This is a genomic window from Holtiella tumoricola, from assembly GCF_027857615.1.
In the GTDB taxonomy this organism is placed as follows: Bacteria; Bacillota; Clostridia; order Lachnospirales; family Cellulosilyticaceae; genus Holtiella; species Holtiella tumoricola.
Genome location: NZ_JAQIFT010000016.1, coordinates 38,233 through 62,936, shown reverse-complemented (window position 1 = coordinate 62,936; position 24,704 = coordinate 38,233). Strand labels below are relative to the sequence as shown.

The 24,704-nt window shown below is 34.1% G+C and carries 22 protein-coding genes; 17 read left to right on the top strand and 5 right to left on the bottom strand.

Features of this window, described 5'->3' with window-relative positions; genetic code table 11:
• The first annotated feature begins 10 nt into the window (after positions 1 to 10).
• Positions 11 to 571, top strand: coding sequence for a hypothetical protein (locus PBV87_RS03910; RefSeq protein WP_271011212.1), 561 nt, complete (start codon positions 11 to 13; stop codon positions 569 to 571).
• A gap of 13 nt (positions 572 to 584) precedes the next feature.
• Positions 585 to 1,559 (top strand): RluA family pseudouridine synthase, encoded by a 975-nt coding sequence (locus PBV87_RS03905; RefSeq protein WP_271011211.1) that lies wholly within the window; start codon positions 585 to 587, stop codon positions 1,557 to 1,559.
• A gap of 12 nt (positions 1,560 to 1,571) precedes the next feature.
• Here PBV87_RS03905 and PBV87_RS03900 read toward each other — a convergent pair whose 3' ends face one another.
• On the bottom strand, positions 1,572 to 2,420 hold the full coding sequence (locus PBV87_RS03900; RefSeq protein ID WP_053984198.1) for a hypothetical protein: 849 nt from the start codon (positions 2,418 to 2,420) through the stop codon (positions 1,572 to 1,574).
• A 70-nt stretch (positions 2,421 to 2,490) separates the two neighbouring features.
• Here PBV87_RS03900 and PBV87_RS03895 point away from each other — a divergent pair, with 70 nt between their 5' ends.
• From PBV87_RS03895 to PBV87_RS03885, 3 genes are all read left to right on the top strand, one after another.
• Complete coding sequence (locus PBV87_RS03895) at positions 2,491 to 3,027, top strand: Holliday junction resolvase RecU (RefSeq protein ID WP_271011210.1); 537 nt, start codon at positions 2,491 to 2,493, stop codon at positions 3,025 to 3,027.
• A gap of 41 nt (positions 3,028 to 3,068) precedes the next feature.
• Positions 3,069 to 4,286 (top strand): glycosyl hydrolase, encoded by a 1,218-nt coding sequence (locus tag PBV87_RS03890; RefSeq protein ID WP_271011209.1) that lies wholly within the window; start codon positions 3,069 to 3,071, stop codon positions 4,284 to 4,286.
• A gap of 108 nt (positions 4,287 to 4,394) precedes the next feature.
• Positions 4,395 to 4,976 carry a TerD family protein gene (locus PBV87_RS03885; protein ID WP_053984195.1) on the top strand — a complete coding sequence of 194 codons (582 nt, stop codon included), beginning with the start codon at positions 4,395 to 4,397 and terminating at the stop codon, positions 4,974 to 4,976.
• 98 nt (positions 4,977 to 5,074) lie between these two features.
• Here PBV87_RS03885 and PBV87_RS03880 read toward each other — a convergent pair whose 3' ends face one another.
• Together PBV87_RS03880 and PBV87_RS03875 are read right to left on the bottom strand one after the other, a co-directional pair.
• Positions 5,075 to 6,262: a toxic anion resistance protein gene (locus PBV87_RS03880; RefSeq protein ID WP_271011208.1), complete on the bottom strand. Its 1,188-nt coding sequence runs from the start codon at positions 6,260 to 6,262 to the stop codon at positions 5,075 to 5,077.
• 14 nt (positions 6,263 to 6,276) lie between these two features.
• Complete coding sequence (locus PBV87_RS03875) at positions 6,277 to 7,806, bottom strand: YceG family protein (RefSeq protein ID WP_271011207.1); 1,530 nt, start codon at positions 7,804 to 7,806, stop codon at positions 6,277 to 6,279.
• 192 nt (positions 7,807 to 7,998) lie between these two features.
• Here PBV87_RS03875 and PBV87_RS03870 point away from each other — a divergent pair, with 192 nt between their 5' ends.
• From PBV87_RS03870 to PBV87_RS03860, 3 genes are read left to right on the top strand one after another with little or no spacing between them, the layout of a single operon-like run.
• A complete protein-coding gene (locus PBV87_RS03870) occupies positions 7,999 to 9,921 on the top strand; it encodes a PrkA family serine protein kinase (protein WP_330373735.1) in 1,923 nt (640 codons plus the stop codon).
• A 9-nt stretch (positions 9,922 to 9,930) separates the two neighbouring features.
• A complete protein-coding gene (yhbH, locus tag PBV87_RS03865; RefSeq protein ID WP_053984192.1) occupies positions 9,931 to 11,106 on the top strand; it encodes a sporulation protein YhbH in 1,176 nt (391 codons plus the stop codon).
• Complete coding sequence (locus PBV87_RS03860) at positions 11,103 to 12,383, top strand: SpoVR family protein (RefSeq protein WP_301335040.1); 1,281 nt, start codon at positions 11,103 to 11,105, stop codon at positions 12,381 to 12,383. Before yhbH ends, PBV87_RS03860 begins: the two co-directional genes overlap by 4 nt.
• A 103-nt stretch (positions 12,384 to 12,486) precedes the next feature.
• On the opposite strand, the gene PBV87_RS03855 is transcribed toward PBV87_RS03860, so the two are convergent.
• Positions 12,487 to 13,644: an alanyl-tRNA editing protein gene (locus tag PBV87_RS03855; RefSeq protein WP_271011206.1), complete on the bottom strand. Its 1,158-nt coding sequence runs from the start codon at positions 13,642 to 13,644 to the stop codon at positions 12,487 to 12,489.
• A gap of 141 nt (positions 13,645 to 13,785) precedes the next feature.
• Between PBV87_RS03855 and PBV87_RS03850 the strand changes: the two genes are divergently transcribed.
• The 5 genes from PBV87_RS03850 to PBV87_RS03830 all read left to right on the top strand — a co-directional run bounded on the left by PBV87_RS03850 (position 13,786) and on the right by PBV87_RS03830 (position 19,241).
• Positions 13,786 to 15,147 carry an MATE family efflux transporter gene (locus PBV87_RS03850; protein ID WP_053984189.1) on the top strand — a complete coding sequence of 454 codons (1,362 nt, stop codon included), beginning with the start codon at positions 13,786 to 13,788 and terminating at the stop codon, positions 15,145 to 15,147.
• Positions 15,148 to 15,221: 74 nt separating this feature from the next.
• Complete coding sequence (locus PBV87_RS03845) at positions 15,222 to 16,022, top strand: MBL fold metallo-hydrolase (RefSeq protein ID WP_053984188.1); 801 nt, start codon at positions 15,222 to 15,224, stop codon at positions 16,020 to 16,022.
• Positions 16,023 to 16,047: 25 nt separating this feature from the next.
• On the top strand, positions 16,048 to 16,647 hold the full coding sequence (locus PBV87_RS03840) for a zinc dependent phospholipase C family protein (protein ID WP_271011205.1): 600 nt from the start codon (positions 16,048 to 16,050) through the stop codon (positions 16,645 to 16,647).
• 126 nt (positions 16,648 to 16,773) lie between these two features.
• Positions 16,774 to 17,733: a peptide-methionine (R)-S-oxide reductase MsrB gene (msrB, locus tag PBV87_RS03835; protein WP_271011204.1), complete on the top strand. Its 960-nt coding sequence runs from the start codon at positions 16,774 to 16,776 to the stop codon at positions 17,731 to 17,733.
• A 23-nt stretch (positions 17,734 to 17,756) separates the two neighbouring features.
• On the top strand, positions 17,757 to 19,241 hold the full coding sequence (locus tag PBV87_RS03830) for a magnesium transporter CorA family protein (protein WP_271011203.1): 1,485 nt from the start codon (positions 17,757 to 17,759) through the stop codon (positions 19,239 to 19,241).
• Here the strand turns inward: PBV87_RS03830 and pepF are convergent.
• Positions 19,238 to 21,037: an oligoendopeptidase F gene (pepF, locus tag PBV87_RS03825; protein WP_271011202.1), complete on the bottom strand. Its 1,800-nt coding sequence runs from the start codon at positions 21,035 to 21,037 to the stop codon at positions 19,238 to 19,240. The two genes, PBV87_RS03830 and pepF, sit on opposite strands and share 4 nt — an antisense overlap.
• Positions 21,038 to 21,177: 140 nt before the next feature.
• Between pepF and PBV87_RS03820 the strand changes: the two genes are divergently transcribed.
• The 4 genes from PBV87_RS03820 (at position 21,178) to PBV87_RS03805 (ending at position 24,680) form a co-directional block, all read left to right on the top strand.
• A complete protein-coding gene (locus PBV87_RS03820) occupies positions 21,178 to 21,978 on the top strand; it encodes a M55 family metallopeptidase (protein WP_053984183.1) in 801 nt (266 codons plus the stop codon).
• A gap of 76 nt (positions 21,979 to 22,054) precedes the next feature.
• Positions 22,055 to 23,017 carry an adenosylcobinamide-phosphate synthase CbiB gene (gene cbiB / locus PBV87_RS03815; RefSeq protein WP_271011201.1) on the top strand — a complete coding sequence of 321 codons (963 nt, stop codon included), beginning with the start codon at positions 22,055 to 22,057 and terminating at the stop codon, positions 23,015 to 23,017.
• Positions 23,018 to 23,028: 11 nt separating this feature from the next.
• The gene (gene cobD / locus PBV87_RS03810) at positions 23,029 to 24,093 is read left to right on the top strand and encodes a threonine-phosphate decarboxylase CobD (RefSeq protein ID WP_271011200.1); all 1,065 of its coding nucleotides are present in this window, start codon (positions 23,029 to 23,031) and stop codon (positions 24,091 to 24,093) included.
• 11 nt (positions 24,094 to 24,104) lie between these two features.
• The gene (locus PBV87_RS03805; RefSeq protein WP_271011199.1) at positions 24,105 to 24,680 is read left to right on the top strand and encodes a histidine phosphatase family protein; all 576 of its coding nucleotides are present in this window, start codon (positions 24,105 to 24,107) and stop codon (positions 24,678 to 24,680) included.
• Positions 24,681 to 24,704: the final 24 nt, after the last annotated feature.

Genomic DNA, 24,704 nt, shown 5'->3' with positions numbered 1-24,704 from the left:
GGGGAGACATATGATAAAACAACCAAAAGACTATATAAAAGAAAAGAAAAAGAGCCATTTGATAAAAAGTATTGGATGGGGACTTGTAATTGTAGCGATTGTAACGATAGGGTTCTTTTTTACCAATGAAAATGCAAGTTACTTTACAATAGTAGCAGCATTGTTGGCATTACCTGTAGCTTTAAATGTATCTAGATATTTTGCATATGCCAAGTATAAAGATCCAAAAGTAAAACATTCAGAAATCCTTGATCATATGAAAGGAAGTTTTGATAGTTATCATAGTTGTATTATTCCAGATACAATGGTGACACTTTATTTTGAACACATTATAGTAACATCAAGAAACTTTTACTTTATTAGTAAGAATCAAGAGATGATTGCAAAAGCAAAACTACTATTAAATTTAAGAATGAATAACAAAGGTATAGATGGGTCAAAGTTACATTATATTTGTGCTGAAAATGGAAAAGCTATTAAGAATGCAACAGTTAAAATAGAAAAAGATGCTTGCTTTGCAAGTGAAGCTTTACAAGGAAATACGAAAATTATTGATGGCATGTTAATGTAAATAGGAGTATACCATGAAAGAAGTGGCAATTAATCCATATGAAGCAGGACAAAGAATAGATAAATTTTTATTAAAATATATGAATAAATGTCCTAAAGGTCTTCTTTATAAATGGATGAGAACAAATAAAATTAAATATAATGGGAAGAAACCAAAGGGTAATGAACTTCTTGTAGAAGGAGATATCATAAAGATTTTTTTACATGATGAACAGATACAAGAAATGCAAGAAAATAGATCTATAGGCATAAGTCCAATTAATTTTAAGACTGTGTATGAAGATCAAAATATCCTTATTGTAGACAAGCCTTTAGGTCTTTTAACACAAAAAGATAAAGCAGATGGACATAGCCTAGCAGAAGAGGTACAGTACTATTTATCAACGAATGGTTCTTATAATCCTAAACAGGCCAATGGATTTATTCCAGCACCATGTAATCGTCTAGATCGTAATACAGCTGGAATTGTACTTGTAGGGAAGCACTTAAAGGCAACTCAACAAATTAGTCAAATGCTAAAAACAAAACAAATTTCTAAGTACTACATGAGTATCGTACTTGGGCGTATTACAGAGCCGATGGTTCTTAAAGGTTACCATATTAAAGAAAAAGGTAAAAATGAAGTTAAAATTGTAGAAGAATATGTTGAGGGTGTAAAACCTGTAGAGACACGTATTCTACCTTTACAAAGTAATGGGCGTTATACGCTAATAGAAGTACAACTTGTAACAGGTAAAACCCATCAAATTCGTGCACACCTAAGTCAAATAGGACATCCGATTATAGGAGATCCTAAATATGGTGATGCATCAGAAAACGAATATTTTAAGAATTGTTATGGATTAGCATATCAAGTTTTATGTGCTTATAAGATTAAATTTGAATTGTGTGAGAGTGTATTTGACTACATGGAAAATAGAGTATTTACTGTAGCAGCACCTAAAATATATAGTGAAATTTGTGTAGGTGAAGGTCTCATAGGAAGTTAAAGTGGCGAAGCTCTAAGCATAGAGTTTCGCCACTTGTTTTGCAAGGGGTAAGTCATTATTATGAAAACATATTTTAAGGGCATTAAAGTAGGCCCCTTTAAATAAAGAAAGCTTGAGTGCATCGTTATCTCTATAAGAAAGATAGGTGTAGAGTAAAGCTGTATCATGATTGCTAGATGCTATGTAGTGGGCAGCAAGAGCGTAATTATTATCTTCTGCTTCAAATGAAGCGATAAGTTTAGAGGTTTCATCAATAAGAACAGGATCATCCAGTCTTTTAGCACACTCTAATACAGAATAATAGTCTCCAAGAGCAGTGAAAAGGTGCATACTTTCATAATAGAATTTCTTTAAGTACATCACAATCGCTACTTCTTCTACTTGACGAAGACCGGCAAGCTTATCTAGAGGATCTGTACATTTATAAAAAGTTTCGATAGCGCTTAAATATTGATGATTTTCTAACATACATAAACCAGCCTCATAGTAACAGCTACATTTCTTATAAAGTTTTGCAGCTAGATAAGGATTATAATATTTATAGAAGTAAGCTGCTTTTTTATCATTATTATGTTTTTTGCATAGCATAGCACCTTCTTTATAGAGGTGATGCTTGTCCGCAACTTCTAAAGCGACGGAAGTATTACCGAGTTTTTCATAGCAGTACATAAGTGAGCGATAAGCATGACATTTTTCAAAACAGTAGATTGCTTTTTTATAAGCTTTTTCTTTAAGATAAAGTCGGCCAGCTAAGTAGTAAAGATGATTACGTTTAAGTTCAAGTGCTTGATCTAGAGGAGATAAATGAAAAAAATTAAATCTTGTAATAAAGCATTTTAGAACAAATAGAATAAGATGCATAAAATCCCCCTTTCAACTTATATTTCTATTTTACCAAAAAATTACAGAAAATCAAGAAAAGAGGAAAAAAATGGCATATTGGAATACGAGAGGATTAAGAGGAAGTGTATTAGAAGAAACTATTAATACAACCAATGAGAAATATAGAGAGTTAAAATTAGCGATGGTTCAAAAGATTCCTACGCCTATAAAACCCATTACAATAGATAAGACAAAAGGAGTTATTACCTTAGCTTATTTTGATCAAAAAAGTACAGTAGACTATATTGGTGTAGCTCAAGGTACACCCATATGTTTTGATGCGAAAGAGACAACCAAGGAAGCCCTTCCATTAGCCAATATTCATCTTCATCAGATTGAGTTTATGGAGGACTTCCAAAATCAAGGTGGAGAGGCCTTTCTTATTGTCTATTTTAAAAAGTATGACCGATATTTTTTATTTACATTAGAAGAAATTAAAAAGTATTATAACATTGCAGTAAATGGAGGGCGTAAATCAATACCTTATGTTGCATTTAATACAGATTATGAAATTTTTATAGAAGGTGGGCTTTATTTAAATTATTTAAAGCCACTTGCAAAATATATACAGGATAAAGATGTATAGAAGGTTAAAAAAAAGTCTATAATCCCTATGAGGTGAGAAGAATGAAGAAAACACTCATAGGGGTTTTATTATGTACCGCCCTACTTGTAGGGTGTAGCTCAGAGATTGTAGACCAACCTGTTATAGCGAGTGAGACAATCCTTACATCTGAGTGTGAGGAGAAGCTTGTTGATTTATATATTCCAAATCATGTAGAAAAAGGATTACTAGAACCTGTACAAGGCATTTATACAGGCGCTTATGTAGAGAGTAATTCAGCTTTAGATAATGACATTAAAAAGTTTGAGGAATTAGTAGGAAGTAAACAAGCTTTTAGAGTCATGCAATATCAAGGTTCAGGTGATGTAACAAGTAGGCAAATGCTAGAATGTCTAGCAAACAAACAAACGCCTTATATCAAAATTATGATGAATCAAGATTATGATACAACACCTATTTATCACTTAGTGAGTGATGTAAAAACAAAATATAAAGAGCCGGTATTTATAGAACTGTATCCTGTTAATAGAGAAACAGGTGACCCAGAGGCTTATAAAGCCTACTACAAAACAAGTTATGAACTCATTAAAAAGCATTTAGATAATGCAGTTGTTGTGTGGAGTGTAGATATTGAAGATGTAAGTAGTTATGTTAATTATTACCCGGGAAACAATATGGTAGACTGGGTTGGGTTGAATGCTTATTTACCACAGTATGAGTCTAGAACAGAATATACAGCTAATTATAAAGAAGGTCTAGACCTATGGTATAAGACGTTCCAATCAGAAAAACCACTTATTTTATCAGGTGTAGCCATTTCTCATTATTCTAGAGTAGACCATACGTATCAAATTGCTGAAGCAGTCAATTTACTCAATTATTTTTATGATACAGTTCCTAAATCTTATCCACGCATAAAAGGTATACTCTATATAGATGTTGATATGGCTGAAGTCAGTTCAGAAGGTAAAGAAGACTATACACTCTCGAGTCAAAAGGAATTAGTCTCTACGTATCATAACCTTATGGAAAAAGGTAACTTCCTTGGTGAAATCGAGGAATTTTCAGGTGCAACACTTACTGTACCTATGAAGTACACGGTACCTGTATTAGTTGTAGATGGAGAGTATTATGTAGCAAAGGACTATGCACATGTATTATTTAATACATTAGATATTCGCAAGATACAATATATTGATTATGTAGATGGAAACCGTTATTACCAAGTACAAAGTTTAGTAGAAGCCTATAATACAAAGCATCTATCTCCTGTGCATTAGAGGAGATAGATGCTTTTTGTATAATCAATATTGACATATGATTTTGAAGATAATAGAATAGTATATAAAATTAAATTATAAGAGTATGAGTTCTAGGGAGGAAGTCATATGTTAATGGGATTAAAATTAGGTCAAAGCTTAGATTTAACAGAATTATCTAGAGAGCAAGACCAATTTATGATCGAAATTCAGTGGAAATCTAATGATATAAAAAGAAAGGGATTGTTAAGTTTTCTACATCTAAATACACAGGAATGTCGATATGCTACAACTGTGCTTTTATTAGAAGAAGGAGAGAAGCTTAGGGATAAGAGAAATAAGATCGCATTAGATAATTTAAGGCATCCTACACAGTGTATAAGACATATGGGAGATCAAATAACACAGTCTGGTTATCAAGATGAACAGATCTTTATTAAGCTTAGTAATATACCAGATAATATTCAGTATTTTAATTTTGTACTCCACCCGTATCACTTAAAAAAAGGTAAACTTCCTACAGCAGTCCCAGAAGACGTTTGGCTTAGAGTAGTGCATACAAAAACACAAGAAGAGATTTTGAAGATTCCCCTATTACAGCACTATGCGCAAACAAATCCAATCACACTTTTTCAACTGATACATGATCATACACACTGGAAGTTAAATATATTGCTTCAATCTATGCAATCAGAGCAATACGGATTGTAGAAAAAAGATAGAGTAAAAAATAAAACTTATTGAAAAGATTTTAGCCCTAAATACACTTTATTTAAACAGCGTATTTAGGGCTAAAATCTTTTTACTATTTATTCTACATTTAATTTCTGAGCCATTTCTAACTTCATAGACTCAAGAGTCTTTGTATTATTTTCACGTGCTAAGCGATTTTCGGCTTCGATGGCACGAGTTTGCTCAATACCGTCCATAATCGTTTCCCAAGTTTTTTGTAAGGTTTCAATATGTACAGAGCTTCCAGTAGCCATTTTTGCAATGTTAGTAGATTGAGTTGCCATATTCTGAGCATTACGAAGGAGAAGTTCATTAGTTTTGTCATCAAGTGCTTTTAAACTTTTAGCTTGTAATTCTTGACGTTTAAGCATAACGGCTTGCGTTAAGCATTGTTTAAAGATTGGAAGTGTAATGATGAAAGCCGAATTGATCTTACGGGTAAGGTTAAAGTTACTGTATTGAATACCTTGGATCATAGGAATAGTTTGAAGGGCGATATTTTCAGCTACACGTAAGTCATAAACACGTTGTTCAAGCATTTCGCCAATACGCCTTAAGCTTTCTACATTGGCAAGATCTAACTGGCTACCACTAGCGAGAGCCTTTTGTTCAAACTCAGGAATAAGCTTTGTATTAATTTCTTCAATACCCATTTCACCAGCAACAATATATTTTTCTAAGTCTTGATAATAAGTAATGTTAGTATCATACATTTTTTTCAAAGTATCGTTAGATTTAGCAATATCAAATTCATATTTTTTTAGAACAGTATAAACCTTATCTACTTCACTACCCATTGTATCGTATCTTTCAAAAAGTGATTCTACAGAGTTTTTAGCTTTATTAAAGATTTTGCCAAAAAAGGAAGGTTCTTTTACATCTTCTAAATCTTTAATGTCAGACTTATCCATAATTTTAGTAAGCTGATTAATCATTTCACTTGCTTCTTCGGCTTTAACAGCTTTCATGGTTGAGAGTAGGTTATCGGATACTTTAGAAATCCCAACAGTAGCATTTTGACCAAACATTAAGACTGTAGTGGGATCATCCACACGAATTTCACCAGTAAGGGCTTCGACTTCAGGAAGCTTACGAAGTTTTTCTTTGTAATTTTGGATAAATGTTGCAACTTCTTCTTGTTTAACAGGTTGTAGGGTAGTAGGAGCAGTAGGTTCTAGTGTGATACCATTTAAAACGGAGCTTTCTAGATCAACAGTGGGTGTAGGTTGTTCTTGAGTTTGGTTTGGATTAAAATGAATTGCCATAATGTATAACTCCTTTATCTAAAAAATTTATTGAAGAACGATTTGGATTTTACAGGTTGAGGTTTTCTAAGTTGTAAGTCATAAGCTAGTTCAGGTAAACGTAAAGTTCTGATATATTGATCAGAAAGTAAGAGCTCGATGTTATTTGCAGCATTAGGACAGAGTAAGATAATATCGAATCCAATGGTATGGAGTAAGGCAAGTAACATACCGACTTCTGTTGTAAACGTTGCACGATTATTAATATAGAGGATCAACTTTGGAATATCTTGAGGGAAGTCGTAGCTATCAATAAGATTTAAAAGCTGATTTTCTAGCGTAAGAATAAGGGCGATAAGGTTGCTACGCTCTTTATCTGTGACTTTGAAATTAAAGATTTCGCCTGCATTAGGTGCTAATAAAGCATCTAATTTGTCTAAAATAAATGTCTGTACCTCTGATCTAAAAGTGAGAAGGTGCTTATAAAGCACATGGGCTTTTAGCGCCTCACGATTAATGGTCTTATCAGGATTTAAACAATAGATCAAAGAGTAAATATCTCTAGAAGAGACTTTATTAAGGCTAGCAAAATGGGTTTGCGTATAGAGAACATAATGTTTGCTATTACATAACTTCTGGACAAAAGTAAAATAGGCTTCTAAATCTAAATGGACGCCAGCAATTTTTGTAAAGAAAACAGGTGGATAAACAACTTGACCACTTGTTTTAAAACCAGGTCGTAATTTAGAAGGTTCATCCCAATAAGTTTCTAAATCCTCTAAAACAGCATCCAATAAGAGGGGCTTGGTTGTCCCTTTTGCAAATTGCCAAGGTTTAAAAAGCCCACTATCTGTATACATAAAAGCTTCTAATTGGTCAGTAGCGTGACGAGCTGAAGTAGTAATATGGTCAATAACGCTTCCTGCATGAGCTAAGTCATCAAAGTCTTCAAAGGGCGCAGGTTCACCTAAAATCAGTGTTTGGCTTAGACCAAGGCTATCAATAAGTCCGAACGTAACATCATGAGTTGGGTTTAGGTAAAAAGTATCAAAGCCTACTAGAGCTAAGAGAAGGATAAAATAACATTCTTGACGTTTGATAGGACCGTAGAAAATAGCTTTAGGGACTTCAGATTTTGAAAAGTCTATAGGCTCAAGATAGGTGTGAATCCAATAAAATAACTTGGCAATAAATAAGTTTTGAAGTTCGTCATTTGGAAAGTGTTCGGTATGAATGGCATGAGGAATAATCATATCTAAAGCTTGAATAATGGCTGTATTAAAGTCATCAAACCGCGTAAATTCTAAATGAGAAGAGGTAAAATTGCCAATAGGAAGTGTCTTGATTTCTTGAATGAGTACATCTATATCATTTGGCTTATTAAGAGCCGTTTTAAAAAGCAATATTTGCTGAGTCGTGTCAGTAGAGAGTTGATTCAAACGTGCTAAAAAATCACGATAATCTTGAATAAATCCAGTTCCCATAATATGACCGAAGTAGTTGCCAGTGCGATCAGCTTTTGGGAGAAGAAAGTCTGTCAATAAAGCTTGAGACGGAATAATCAAAAATAGGTCCTCCTTTTAGTATGATGAGTATCATTATAGCATTTTTTAGATAGGAATTGAATATAATTTCTTTCTATTTAAACGAGTATGGATTTATCCAAAAAATTAACTTAAAAATTAATCATGGAAAAGTAGTTTTCACCATATATTTGATAATAAGCACGAACATACTCTCAAAGGAGTGATATGAATATGGTAGATTTTTCTGAAATGATTAAAGCTGATAGACGGGCGAAGCAAGATTATAAGTTTGAGGGGACTTTCCTTGATTACTTACATATATTACAAGAAAACCCCGAAGCATATAAGTTAGCTCATAAGCGTATTTATGACCTGATTGTAGACCAAGGTATGACATTGGTACACACAGAGGAAAATCCAAGGCTTAGAAGGATCTATGGAAAAGATACATTAAAACAGTATCATTTCTTTAAAGAAAACTTTTTTGGTATTGATAAGACTTTGATGAAGATTGTAAGATACTTACACTCTGCAGCCATGCAAGGTGAAGAAGCCAAACAAGTACTTTATTTAGTTGGTCCTGTTGGTGCTGGTAAATCTTCTTTAATTGATGCGATTAAACGTTTACTTGAAACAAGTGAACCTATTTATGCTCTTGAAGGATGCCCAATGCGTGAAGAACCTCTTCACTTAATTCCAAAACATAGTCGTGCTGCATTTGAGGATGCATTAGGTGTCAAAATAGAAGGTGACTTATGTCCAGTATGTCGTTATCGATTAATCCATGAATTTAAAGGAAAATATGAAGACTTCCCTGTTGTAAAGACGGACTTTTCTGTTCGATCTAGAAAAGGAATTGGTGTCGTACCTCCTGTTGATCCAAACAATCAAGATACTTCTGTACTTGTAGGATCAGTAGATATTTCAAAAATGGACCTTTATCCTGAAGATGATCCACGTGTACTCTCTTTAAATGGTGCTTTCAACGTAGGGAACCGTGGTATTGTAGAATTTATTGAGGTCTTCAAAAATGACGTAGAGTATTTGCATACCATGATCACAGCAACACAAGAAAAGAATGTACCTTCACCAGGAAAAGGTTCTATGATTTACTTTGATGGGGTTATTTTAGCTCACTCAAATGAAGCTGAATGGAATAAATTTAGGTCAGATCATACCAATGAAGCGATTTTAGACCGTATTGTAAAAGTGGAAGTACCTTATTGCCTAGAATTAAATGAAGAAGTTAAAATCTATCAAAAGATGCTAGGTAACTCATACTTTGATGCGCACATTGCACCACATACACTAGAAATTGCTTCTATGTTTGCAATTCTTACAAGGCTTACACCATCTAATAAGGTAGACCCTATGACTAAGCTTAAAATTTATAATGGTGAAGAAATTATAGAAAAAGGGACAACAAAACGTATTGATATTAGTGAACTTAAAGAAGAAGCAGAAAGAGAAGGGATGACTGGTATTTCTACACGTTTTATTTCTAAAGCGTTAGATACAGCCCTTTCAGAATCAGAATCTAATTGTATTAATCCAATTAGTTTGATGGAAGTTTTATTACGTGAAATCAAAGAAATGTCTATTTCTGATGAACTTAAAAAACGTTATTTAGGCTTCTTACAAGATACAATTAAAAAAGAATATCATAAGATTCTTGAAAAAGAAGTTACAAAAGCCTTTATCCATGGTTATAAAGATCAAGCACAAGATTTATTTAATAACTATCTTGACCATGCTGAAGCTTATGTTAATAGAACAAAACTTAAAGATGATAGTACAGGGGAAGAACTTTCACCAGATGAAGTGTTCATGCGTTCTATTGAAGAACAAATTGGTGTGACTCAAAGTGGTGCTAAAGGTTTTAGACAAGATGTTACAGCTTATATGTTCTCAGTTATCCGTAATGGTACAACTGTAGACTATACTTCTTATGAACCACTTAAAGAAGCGATTGAAAAGAAATTAACATCTTCTGTACGCGAACTTTCTCGTATTATTACAAAGAGCAAGGTGCGTGACAAAGATCAAAATGAAAAATATGATGCGATGGTAGAAGAAATGAAACACAATGGTTACTGCGATCACTGCTGTAATGTTATCTTGAAGTACGCTGCTAATAATTTATGGAAAGACTAGGTGATTGCTATGGCAATTTTTAAAGAGTTTGAAGCCAATAGCAGAGATCGTAGTATTGAAGACCGTCGTAGGCATAAAGAGTTAGTAGAAAAAAGTATTAAAGAAAATATTGGCAGCATTATTGCAGAGGAAAGTATAGTAGGTCAGACCAAAAATAAGAAGATTAAGATTCCCATTAAAGGGCTTAAAGAATACTACTTTAGATATGGCAAAAATCAACAAGGTGTTGGTTCGGGGACAGGGAATGAACAAAAGGGTAAACGTGTTCCTAAAGGGGATGGAGATGAGTCTAATGAAGCAGGTAATGGAGAAGGCGAAGATATCTATGAAACAGAAATTACTGTAGATGAGGCTATTCATTATTTATTTGAAGACTTAGACTTACCTTATTTGGAACAGAAAAAGTTCAAAGAAGTAGAATCAGAAGATAGTCAGAAAAAGTGGGGGGTTCAGCAGAAAGGCATCCCTCCACGCCTTTCTAAAAAGCATACGGTTATGTCTAAGATTAAAAGGGAGAAATGCTTAAAACGTGCAGCAGCTGAGTTAAACTTAGATGTAGAGGATATGCGTGTGCCTTTCCATGAAGATGACTTGAAATATTTTAGACGAAAAGTGAAAATGCAAAGAGATTCAAATGCGGTTGTTATTTGTATCATGGATACATCAGGCTCTATGGGCCATACCAAAAAGTATTTAGCAAGAAGTTTCTACTTCTTACTTTATCAATTCTTAAAAGTTAAGTATATCAATGTAGAGATTGTTTTTGTTGCTCATACAACCGTTGCAAAGGAAGTAACTGAGGATGATTTCTTCCATAGAGGTGAAAGTGGTGGTACCTATATTAGTAGTGGTTACGAAAAGGCGCTACAAGTTATAGAAGAGCGTTATCCACCTGATGCGTGGAATATCTATGCATTCCACTGTAGTGATGGTGATAACTGGGGAGAAGATAATGATCGTGCTGTAGAGCTTGCAAATAAATTATGTGATACATGTAATTTATTTGGATACGGCGAAATTAAAATCAGCACCTATACAAGTACAATTATGAATAAGTATGTAGAAGAGGTAAAAAGTCCAAACTTCTCAGCTGTTAAAATCTTTAAAAAAGAAGATGTATGGAAAGCCTTTGTTGATATGTTGAAGATAGAGCAAAGGTCAGGAGGAGGGGAGGATGTATCATGAACTATTCCTTCAAGGAATTAACAGAGTATAATGAACGTATTGAGGAAATTGCTAAAGGTATCGGTTTAGATTATTATGAACAAGAGTTTGAAATTATTAGTTTTGAAGATATGATTTGTTATGAAGCCTATGTAGGTATGCCTTCTCATTACCCTCATTGGAGTTTTGGTAAGAATTATGAACGTATTAAAACGTTGTATAACTACAATTTGACAGGTCTTCCCTATGAAATGGTTATTAACTCGGATCCTTGTATTGCCTACTTGATGAAAGATAATAGCCTAGTTCTTCAAATTCTAACTATTGCTCATGTATACGGTCATAATGATTTCTTTAAAAATAATAGATTATTCAAATCTTATACTAAAGCGGATCTAACCGTAGATATGTTTAAAAATCATGCAGGACGTATAAGAGAATATATCCAAGATCCAAGTATTGGTTATAGCGAAGTAGAATCTATATTAGATGCAGCTCATGCCATTAAGCATCACTGTGGTAGCTTTATGAAAAATGGTGCTCAGTTTGAAGAAAAAATTGAATTTCCTTGTGATAATATCCTTGATTTCTTGTGGCGTGAAGGCGACCTAGCAGAGTGGCAAAAAGACATTTTGTTGATCGTAATGGAAGAAAGCCGTTACTTTATGCCTCAGATTGAGACAAAGATTATGAATGAGGGTTGGGCGAGTTTTTGGCATTATAACATTGTTAATCACTTAAACTTACCACCAGGTATGCAACTAGAATTCCTAAAACATCATAATAATGTGATCTGTACAGTGCCAGGTAGACTGAACCCCTATTTTATTGGATTTAAGATTTGGGAAGATTTATATGAACGCTATGACCATGACTTTAGTGAATTAGCGAGAATAAGAGAAGTTGAAAGAGATGCTTCTTTTATTCGTAACTATTTAACTTATGATATAGCAAATGCTTGTAATCTTTGTGTATTTGAAGAAGAAGAGCGCTATTATGTGGTATCAGAAGTTTCAAATGAAGAGGGTTGGAAAAATGTAAGAAACACCCTTGCTAATAGTGTAGGAATGGGTGGTATTCCAAACATAGAAGTTGAAGAAGTAATTCGTAAAGACAATACATTAGTTTTAAACCATTTATATGATGGTCGTGAACTTCAACTTTCTTATGCAACAGAGACCCTTAAATATATTCAAACCCTTTGGGGTGGGAAAGTGGTTCTTAAGACTTACTTAACAGGTAGTGAGCGTAAGATTATTTGTAATGAAGATAAGAAAGTATTAATTGAAAACATGTAAAGTAAGGGAGCTATTGCACAACTAACCTAATCGGCTAATTGTGCAACAGCTCCCTTTATAGATTCTTAGAACGTTTAATGTCATTTAAGAATTTGTAAGTTTCTTATAAGCTATTTTTGAGTTTCATCATGGCATATTCAAGGGCAGATTCTAAGTTGCTAGCAGACTTACCGCCCCCTTGAGCAGAGAAGTCTGTACCGCCGCCACGGCCATCGAGTAAAGTAATGCTATCTTTAAGAAGTGTATTCATACTTACTTTTTTAATATTAGAAGAACACATAAAGCATAGATGGGATGTTTTGTCACATTTAAGGCCGAGTAATGCAACCACATTTGGTATTTTAACAAGTTTGGCACCAGTAGATTGTAAGACTTTTGGATCTACATCTTCATAAATATGTTGAACAAGATGAAGATCTTTAAAAGTTTCAGCTTGTGTAATCATATCTTGTACTTCATAGTCTAAGATAACATCTTTTAGGTGCCTTGTTTCATTTTGAAGGCGGGTACATTCTTTCTTGAGGGTTTCAAGTTGTTCCATATGAAGTGCATCATTTTGTTGTAAGGTATGGATTGCACGTGTACCTGCTACAAAGGTAAGCCTTAAGCCACCTTTATGTTTCTCGGACTTTAGGAGTTTAAGTAATCCAACTTCTAAAGTAGAACGTGGATGGGTCCCACAACAAGCACTTATATCTAGATCTTCAATCTGAACAAGGCGTAGTGGTCCAGTGATCTTTGGAAGAGGTGTTTTGAATGGAAGCTTTTTAAGTTCTTGTTTAGTTGGGAAGAAAGTAGTAATAGATAGATTTTCGCTAATGACTTGATTGACATGTGCTTCTACTTGGGCAAGTTGGTCTTTAGTCATTACTTGATCAACATCTAATGTACATGTCTCACTTCCTAGATGGAAACTTAAAGTTTTAACTTGGAAATCTTGTAAAAGACAAGCAGATAAAAGGTGTTGGGCCATATGATGTTGCATATGGTCAAAGCGACGTTGCCAATCAATTTGACATTTAGCCTTATGAATTTTGATAGGCTTTTTAGAAGAAACATGATAAATACGATCATTATCTTCATAAACATAGGATACAGGACAATCTTCAATCATTCCTGTATCAGAAGGTTGTCCACCACCTTCAGGGTAAAAAGTAGTTTGATCGAGAACAATATGGTAAGCATTATCTTTTTCAACAATTTCAAGGATTTCGGCTGTAAAGTTCTTTTGATAAGGATTTTCATAATATAGTTTTGACATGGTTAGACTCCTTTAGTTCATTAAGCTTTAGCTTATCAGAAAGGAAGGAGGTTGTAAACGGTTTGACTCTATGTACGAATATAAGGAGATATGATACACTAACAATGGCAAAATAAGGATAGAATATATGAGAGGGATAAAATGAGAATTACTAGAGAAAAACAATTTTATAAGCTTTTACTAATGACAGCACTTCCAATAGGTGTACAAAATTTAATTATCTTTGGGATTAGTATGATGGATACACTGATGTTAGGGTCTCTTGGAGAAGTTGCACTATCTGCTACAGCCCTTGCTAATAACGTATTTTTTGTTTTCACATTATTGATGTTTGGTTTAGCAGGTGGTTCAAATGTAATGATTGCACAATATTGGGGGAAGAACGATGTAAAGTCCATACACAAAATATTAGCTATTATGTATCGTGTATGTCTAGTTTTTACATTTATTTTTGTAATCATATCCGTTGTATTTCCAGAACAAGTCATGAGTATTTTTACAACAGATCAAGCTGTTATTGAAGGTGGTGCACAATATTTACGTATTGTGGCAATTGGATATGGATTCTATGCAGTTACAAACTGTACGATTATGATTTTACGTTCTGTGCAAACTGTAAAAATAGCAATGGTTGTTTATGTGATTTCATTAGTTGTAAATACTTTCTTTAACTGGGTATTTATTTTTGGGAAGCTAGGTGCACCGGCTTTAGGTGTAAGAGGAGCAGCGATTGGTACTGTTATTGCAAGAATAACAGAGTTTGCGGTTATCTTAATATTTATGGCCTATTTTGAGAAGAAGCTTCAAGTTAAATGGAAAGATTTATTAAAGGTAGATAAGCAATTAGTTGGACATTACTTAAGAAACTGTATGCCTGTTGTATTTAATGAATTACTATGGTCTATAGGCGTAAGTATGAGTGGTGTTGTAGTAGGAAGATTAGGTACCAATGTAGTGGCAGCAAATAGTATCACTAATATTATCAACCAACTAGTTATTGTCTTTATACAAGGTGTAAGCAATGCAGGTGCTGCGATTATAGGAAATACAGTTGGACAAGGTGATAAGGATAAGGTTCGTGAATATGCTAATACGATTATTCTATTTAGTATTGTATTAGGACTTATATCAGGTGTTATTACTTACTTAGTAAGTCCATTTATTATTGCAATGTATAATGTCACAGAAGTGACAAAAGCTATAGCTATGGATATTGTTATTGTGACAGCCGTTACTGTATTTTTCAAATCTTTAGCTATGAACACAATGGTAGGTATCTTAAGAGGTGGAGGCGATGCAACATTTGTCTTTATTAATGATCTCATTTTTATGTGGCTTATAGCTATACCGTTTGGCTTTTTAGCAGCCTTTGTATGGGAGCTACCTATTATTATTGTCTTCTTTATATTAAGATGTGATGAGATGCTAAAAGTGATTGCAAGCTTATGGCGCATTCATAGTGGCAAATGGATTAAAGATGTAACAGTTGTACAAACCACTTAATCCTATGTATACGAATAGGGGTATATATGATAAACTAAGGAAAGAAAATTAAAAGACATGAGTGGAGGACTAAAATGGATTTTTGTTTATGTCCCATAGCAAGTGGGAGTAGTGGAAACTGTACATACTTACAAGCCGATGATGAAAGGCTTCTTATAGATATAGGTATTAGTGGTAAAAAAGTAACACAAGGACTAGAAGCAATCAATGTAGATCCAACAACGATTAAAGGGATTCTTATTACCCATGAGCATAGTGATCATATTAAGGGTGTTGGGATCATTAGCCGTAAATATGACTTACCTATTTATGCGACTGCTATAACTTGGGAGCGTATGTTGAGTGAGAATATGCTAGGCAAAGTTGCAGAGCATAACCAAATCATTATGGAAAAAGATGTACCGCTGATGTTTGGAGAACTTGTGGTAATGCCATATAGTATTTATCATGACTCTGTAGATCCAGTAGGTTATGTATTTACTTATAAAGGTAAAAAAATAGTTCTTGCAACTGATATGGGTAAAGTAGATAGACGTGTTGTAGAGCATTTCTATAATGCAGATGGTATTTTACTTGAATTCAATCATGATATTAATATGGTAGAGGTAGGGGGGTATCCGTATTATCTTAAGAAACGTATCTTAGGAGACCACGGACATCTTTGCAATGAGTTAGCAGCAAAGGTTTTGACTCATATTTATCATCCTAACTTACAATGGGCAATACTTGGTCACTTAAGTAATGAAAATAATATACCTGATTTAGCATACCTATGTGCGAAGAATGCCTTAGAGGCTAAAAATATTGAAATTGGCAAAGATATTCAAATCACAGTTGCTAAACGACATGATATGACACCTATTCATAGAGTCTAGCAAAGACTAGGAAAGAGGAGAGCCATTGAAAATAAAAACACATTATGTTATTGCATTAGAAGCTTATGAATTGATTAAACAATACATTCCAGTTACTTTTAATGAACGTGCCTTGAAAATTGGAGCGAGTATGCCTGATTTAGCACCTCATAGAAGATTTAAAGGGCATAATATAAAAATTGCAGCTAGAGAGTGGAAATCCTTTACAGACTTTGTGCATCGCAGACAAGCAACAGAGTTTGTAATGTCCTATGCTGCAGGAATGATGAGTCACTATATTAGTGATACATTTTGTTATGCTCATAACTTTAAGCATCTGACTCTAAGAGAACACAGGAAGTATGAAGTATATATGAATAAAGAAGCTAAAGTATTACGTAATGAAATGGATGTTCGAAACATCTTCAAGAGATGGCAAATACTCAAAGAAAAAGGTGTAGAAGGTTATATTAAACTAGAAAATGAGCTTTATAAGGAAGAAGTAGCAAGATGTAGAAACAGGCATGATCGTGTCCTTTTAGATCTGTATGAGGCAATATCCCATACAGCGGTATGGATGCTAGAAATTGTAAATGTTACTTATCCAAGTTATATAGAGCATCAGACTGTGATACAACATGTGTAGTACAAAAAAGATACCTTAAGAAGGTATCTTTTTTTCATGCTTAAAATAAAACTAGTCCATTATGTGCATACTCATAATCTTATAGGATAAACTAATGTAAAAAAGTTTATAAAAGGAAGTGAGCATATGAGTTCTATCAAGCAAGCAACCTTTGCAGGGGGATGCTTTTGGTGTATGGTAAAACCTTTTGATGAATATCCTGGTGTAATAAAAATAGAAGTAGGCTATACAGGAGGACATGTAGAAGACCCAAGTTATGAAGAAGTATGTGCACATCATACAGGTCATCAAGAAGCTGTACAGATAACTTATGATGAGGCCATTTTACCCTATAGAGAGTTGGTGGAAATTTTCTTTAGGAGTATTGATCCAACAGATCCTGATGGGCAATTTAATGATAGAGGTGAAACGTACCATACGGCTATTTTTTATCATGATGAAGCACAAAAGGCTATAGCAGAGACTTATAAACATGAATTAGAAGTATCAGGTTTATTTGAAAAACCTATTGTGGTGCCTATTGTAGCAGCGATGGCATTTTACAAAGCTGAAGATTATCATCAAGATTATTATAAGAAAAATCGATTTTATTATGATAGGTACTATAAGGGTTCTGGGAGAAAAAACTTTTTAGATACTTATTGGCATCGTAATCCTTATAAAGAACAAGAGCTTAAGGAGAAGCTTACACCTCTTCAATATCAAGTGACTCAAGAAAATGGTACAGAGGCACCTTATGGTAATGCGTTTTATGAACATGATGAAGAGGGAATTTATGTAGATATTGTAAGTGGGAAGCCACTTTTTTCTTCTAAGGATAAATTCCATTCAGGATGTGGATGGCCAGCATTTACGAAACCTATTGCACCCATAAGTGTATATGAAAAAGAAGATTTATCCCATGGTATGCATAGAATAGAAATAAGAAGTAGTTATGCCGACAGCCATCTAGGTCATGTTTTTCAAGATGGTCCAAGAGAAACAGGTGGGCTTAGATACTGTATTAATTCTGCTGCATTAAGATTTATATCACGTGATAAAATGAAAGAAGAGGGATATGGAGCTTATTTAAATTTATTTAATTAATACGATAATAATAGGTGAGTGGTATGTCGAAAGGTGTAATCAGTACCCATGTCTATATGATGCCCTTTGCATGGGAACTCAAAAATAGACATGGGCGTGGAACGTTAAAACAACATAAACAAATGGATCATCCATCACTTAGCGGGTTAGAGTCTTGGAAAATACGTACATTTTATATAGAAGATGAATCGACTTATAATGAATATGTATATTTCTATAAGCCTGCCATTCAGATGCTTTATCAAATAGGTAATCAAAAGTTAGTGCGTATTTATGAGAAGATGGGACTAGATGAGAAAAGTACTTTAACGCTGACTGTAGAGCAAAAGGAATATGTTCTGAAGTTAAAGAATATTGAGCTACGTCTTTATAAAAGTGGAATAGGTATTTTAACTCTACATTGTGAAAATCATGAGGTAAAGGCACCAGAAGGTATTATGGCTATAAATAGTATGAGTAAAAGTGTTTACCCTTATTTGCTTCCTCTTCAAGCGGCTCATAAAGATCTATTTCCGGAAAAAATTGTTGTTAGGTTAAACGATAGAGAAAAAATTATTGAGACCTTTTCAGAAGATTATAAAGAGAAGCCTCTATGTATGACTTCCATGATGCGTCAACTATTTGGAGATAACTTCGTTTTTGAATACAAGTTTTTAAAACAAGATAAGATTTTTGTTGAGCCATTACTTGGAAATCGTATGTTTGTATTATGTGTCTATAATAACGCTGAGTTTCTAAAACAAATTAAAAATCAAGAAATCTCCAAGCGCTTTTTAAATAGCTTTATATTATTTAGTAGACGAGAGAAGTTAAGAGAAGGAGAGAGTTATTTAGATTTACCTAAAGTAGTCTATGGAATGAGTAGATTTTCGCTAGTATGCATTACATCAAGTGCAAAAGAAACAAAGCTTTATAATCATATAGTCTTATTAGCTTTAGCACAAAAGGCTTCCTTGCTTCATTTTGGAAATCAAATAGCACGTATTGCAGAATTACCGAAAGTACAATTAGTGCAAGCGATAGAAGACTTATATGAAGTTTATATACAATTTATTAGTCAGATGCATTTTAATGAAGTGACAGTAGATGTACAAGGTAGCTATATTTATAATGAACTCTTAAGGCAGCTAATGATAGAAAAAGAAATTAAAGAATTAGATTTTGAAATGCAGGAGATGCATGAGTATGCGGCCCTTATTGATCAGGCCCAATCAAAAGGTAAGATGGATTTTTTAACTATTATAGGTACAGCTCTAGTTATTCCTACTTTTGTAACAGGATTCTTTGGAATGAATATTTTAGAAGAGAAGTTTATGGACTGGTGGAGGCATAAAGAAATTATTTTATGGTTTAATAGCTATGCTCTTTTACCGGTTACAGTGGTCTTGCTGGTTTATAGTATGTGGAATAGAAAAAGCAGAAAGTCTAGAGTAATCCAGAACATTCTGCTTGTCATAAGTTTAATTAGTATTTATATCCTCATCAAATGGGGATGTGGACTAGATTAAAGCGTTTTCATTTCTGCAATAAGACCTTCAAACACTTTAAGTGCAGATTCGATTGGTGCTGGAGAACTCATATCTACACCAGCCATTTTTAGTAAATCAATAGGATCTTGGCTAGAACCACCACTTAAGAAGGCTTTGTAGCGTTTAACTGCTTCAGGGCCTTCTTTTAATATACCTTCAGAAAGGGCAATGGCAGCTGAATAGCCAGTAGCGTATTGATATACATAGAATGGTGTATAGAAGTGAGGAATACGTGCCCATTCCATTGCAATAAGGTCATCTACGCAAATAGCATCACCGTGATATTTTTTAACTAAGTTGTAGTAAGTATCACAGAGTACTTGACTAGTAAGGGTTGCACCCTCTGAGTGAAGTGTGTAAACTGATTTTTCGAATTCAGCAAACATAGTTTGACGGAAGAGTGTGCCTCTGAATTGTTCCATAAAGTAGTTTACTAAGTATTTATGGAAGTCAGGATCTGTTGTTGTTTTAAGTAAATATTGCATAAGAAGTGCTTCGTTTACAGTAGAGGCAACTTCTGCTACAAAGATACAGTAGTTAGCATATGGGTAAGGCTGAGTATGTGATGAAAGGTAACTATGCATTGCATGTCCCATTTCATGTGCTAATGTAAAGAGGTTGTCTACATTGTTAGAGTAGTTCATAAGCACATATGGATGTGGTGCTGCGAAACAACCCCATGAGTAAGCCCCACTACGTTTGCCTTCATTTTCATATTTATCTACCCAACGGCTATCAAATGCTTCTTTAACTTGTGCCACATAGTCTTCACCTAAAGGTTTTAAAGCTTCAAGAATAATGCTACATGCTTCATCAAAAGAGATTTCCTTTTTGAAGTCATTTACAAGAGGTACGAAGATATCATACATGTGTAAAGTATCAACACCCATAATATCTTTTCTAAGAGCTACATAATCATGCATAAGGTTAAGATGGTGATCTACTGTAGTAATCAGATTATCATAAACTTCAGTAGGAATATTGTTTGCGTTTAATGCACAGGCAATAGGTGTTCTAAAGTTGCGAATACGTGAAACTAAACTATAACCTGTTACACTTGCAGCAAAGTTTGTAGCAAGGGTATTTTTAAAGTTACTATATGAAGTATACATGCCTGTAAAAGCAGATTCACGTACACTACGGTTATGGCTTTCAAGGAGGCTGATATAGTTACCATGAGTGATACGAACATCTTCTCCGTCTTCATTTTGAATAGTAGGAAGTTTTAAGTCAGCATTGTTAAACATAGCAAAAGTATTGCTTGGTGCAGTTGTTATTTCTCCAAATTGAGAAAGTAAATCTTCTGTTTTAGCATCTAAGATATGTTCTTTTTGACGTAAAACTTCATGGAGTACACGTTTGTAAAGTGTAAGCTCAGGATTTTCTTGAAGGAAAGCTTCTAGCTGTGCTTCGGTTAAAGTACTGATTTCTGGGCTAATAAAAGATGTAGCTGTTTCTAGATCAACCATAAGCTTTTCACTTTGGCTTGCAAGGTCTTGATAGAAACTGTTGCCACCATCTTGGTGAAGACGCATATGACAGTATACATATATTTTTTCTACGATCATAGAAACATCGTCAGATTTTTTAAGAACTTCGAATAAAGTATTTGCATTAGAAGTTACTTGATTTTGATAGGATTTAAAAATGCCTAAGGATTGTTTACTTGAGGCAATGGCAGCTTGTACATCTTGATCAGATTCAAAAATATCTTCTAAGCGCCAAGTATTTTCTACTGCCACTTGGTCACGAGTTGAAATTGTTTTTGTGGACATAATATAACCCTTTCTGTCTGTTTTTTGAATTTTACTTTTTTAGTATACTACTTTTTTAGGAAAAACATAACAGATAATAGAAATAATATACAAGTTTTGGTATACTAGAATAAAATATTAAACTTGTAGGGAGGTTAGCTATGCGTATATTTATAACTGCAGATATTGAAGGGGTAACAGGGATTTCAAATTGGCAACAAGCAGATGACACTGCGCCATATGAAGCAAGAGAGCGTATGACAGGAGAAGTGGTAGCAGCTTGTAAGGGGGCAATGGCAGCAGGGGCAGTAGAGTTTGTTATTAAGGATGCACATGGAAATGGGTATAATCTTATACAAGAGCAATTACCTAAAAATGCAAAGCTTATGACTGGCTGGAGCAACCACCCTTATAATATGGTGGAAGGATTAGACGACACCTTTGACGGTATTATTTTTATAGGCTATCATAGTCATGGATTAGCTAATACATCACCACTTGCTCACACACTTTATCCAAGTAAGGTAAGAGGAATGTATTTAAATGATAAGCCAGCCAGTGAATTTACACTTTATGCTTATGTAGCTTATTTACTTAGTGTACCGATTATTACGGTAACAGGAGATGGGGGACTTGTGCGTAGTGTAGCAGAGTTTGACTCAACTATAAAGAGTGTTGCGGTACAAGAAGGCTTTGGTGGAGGTATGGTGAGTATTCATCCAGAACTTGCAAAAGAGCGTATACAAAAGACTGTTAAGCAAAGTTTATCAGAGCTTAAAACAGTAGGTTGGACAAGCAATTTGTCTATACCAGATGTATTTAATTTAAAAGTTGTTTTTAATAAGCATGAAGATGCTTACAAATATTCTTTCTATCCAAATGCTAGACAGATTGATGAGTTTACTGTTTCATATACGACAGATAACTATATGGAACTTCTAAGCTTTATTCTTTTTATCTAAAGGGGAATAGTTTTTGGTAATAGAAACAAACACTATACGAATAGATTATAAATGACAAAAAGAATGGACGAAGGATATGAAATCAATTATTTTAATTACAGTATGTGCTTTTATTTTGGATCTTCTATTAGGAGATCCTTATCATTTTCCACATCCAGTTCGTGCAATAGGTACACTGATTACAAAAGGTGAAAAATGGATTCGATCATGGATACCACAGACGAAAAAAGGTGAACGCATCGGCGGAACGATACTTGTAATCGCCGTGGTAGGTATCACCTTTTTTGTAAGTTTGACAGTAATTACTCTAGCTTATTGGATACATCCTGTTGTAGGATTTATTTTGCAAGTGATTATGGGTTACCAAGTGCTTGCAACAAAAAGTCTAAAAGATGAAAGCATGAAAGTTTATATAGCACTTAAAAAACATGATTTAGAAGGTGCTAGATATGCAGTAAGCATGATTGTTGGAAGAGATACAGCAAGTTTAGATGAACAAGGTGTAGCAAAAGCAGCCATCGAGACCGTAGCAGAAAATACATCGGATGGTATTATAGGACCACTTTTTTATTTAGTAATAGGTGGGGTACCTCTTGCGTATCTATACAAAGCAATCAATACATTAGACTCGATGATTGGATACAAAAATGATAAATACCAATATTTTGGTACTTTTGGAGCCAAGTTAGATGACGTAGCCAATTATATTCCAGCAAGAATAAGTGCTTACTTAATGATTTTAGCAAGTGGATTATGTGGTATGAGTATAAAGGGGGCCTATAAAATCTATAAGCGCGACCGTTATAATCATAAGAGTCCCAATAGTGCTCATACAGAAGCAGCATGTGCAGGGGCATTAGAAATCCAACTAGCAGGAGATGCTTATTATTTTGGTAAGAAATGTGAAAAACCAACTATAGGCGACTCTATTCGCCCAGTAGAAACAGAAGATATTAAAAGAACAAATCAATTAATGTATGCAACGTGTATACTAGGTTTATTAGTATTTATAGCAATAAGAGCTATAGTCATGAGATAGAAGGAGTAACTATGCATTTAATACACGGTGGCGATGTATTTTCTCTCGCCGAAAAACTTGGATGTGACGACAAAAAAATTATCGACTTTTCAGTAAACATTAATCCTTTGGGATTAGCGCCAAGTGTTCGTACTGCCCTGGCACAGAATCTTGATTTAGCAGTTCAATATCCAGATCCATTATGTAGGAAGTTAACTGAGGCAATAAGCGACCATTATGGTTTGCTAAAGGAAAGTATTCTCTGTGGAAATGGAGCTGCGGATTTAATCTTCCGCTTAGTGTATGTCTGTAAGCCAAAGCGTGCACTTATTTTAGCACCTACCTTTGCAGAATATGCCTTAGCAATGGAACAAGTAGGGTGTGAAGTTGTAGCATACAATTTAAAAGAAAATAATAACTTTAATATACAAGAAGATTTTCTAGAAATGCTTACGCCAGATTTGGATATGATGTGGCTATGTAATCCTAATAATCCTACAGGACAATTAACTTCTAGAACTTTTTTAATTAAGGTATTAGAAAAATGTGAAACGTTTAACATTAAACTCATTGTGGATGAATGCTTTATGGATTTTGTAGAAACACCTGAAAAATATAGTTTACTTGCTGAACTTGGAAACTATAAATGTCTTGTCATTTTAAAGGCTTTTACAAAATTTTATGCCATGGCTGGTCTTAGGTTAGGTTATGGATGCTTCTCAGATTTAGAACTGAAAAAGGCAGTACAACAAGCTGCTCAACCGTGGTCTGTTTCAGGGATTGCCCAACTAGCAGGTATAGTGGCACTAAATGATGATGAATATGCTAAAGAAACAAAAGCACTTATTCGTAGAGAGTATGATTATATACAAGAACATCTCACACGATTAGGTTTTTATTGTTATCCTTCAGCAGCAGATTATATATTATTTAAATCACCTATTAAAGGGTTAAAAGAAATGCTTATGGAAAAAGGTATTTTAATACGTCATTGTGGAAACTATGCAGGACTTACAGACTTACACTATCGCATAGGTATAAAATCACATGAACAAAATCAACTTCTTATTGAGGCGTTAGAGCAACTTAAATATTAGGAGTGGTACAAATGAAAATATATTGGGTTCGTCATGGTAAGACAGAAGAAAATGAAAAGAATAGTTATTATGGAAAAATAGATGTAAGGCTTACACAAGAAGGTGTAAAAGAAGTAAAAGCCATTCAAACAAGTTTTAATGAATGTATCAATGTCTATTCAAGTCCCGCAGCTAGAGCTATTGAAACAGCAGGGTTGCTTTTTGCTAATGTCTATTTTAAAGTAGATGCAAGGCTATTAGAAAGAAATATGGGTATTTTTGAAGGACTTACTTATAGACAGATTGGCAGAAGATATCTGGCTGAGCGGGATGCATGGGACAATGACTGGAAAAACTATGTGATTCCAGAAGGTGAAAGTGCCATGATGCAATATGAAAGGGTTGTAAGTTTTATTAAAGAGCTAGAAGAAGCTGGTGAAGATGCAGTTGTTGTATGTCATGCAGGAACGATTCGTATGGCCCTTTGTTATATGTTTGGTGAAAACTTAGATATGTTTTGGAAGTTTAAGGTACATACAGGAATGGTTGTTACAACAAACTATGAACATGATTTTTGGTACTTAGATTTATCAAGAGATAGTTATTAATACATTTTTGGATATAAAAGAAAG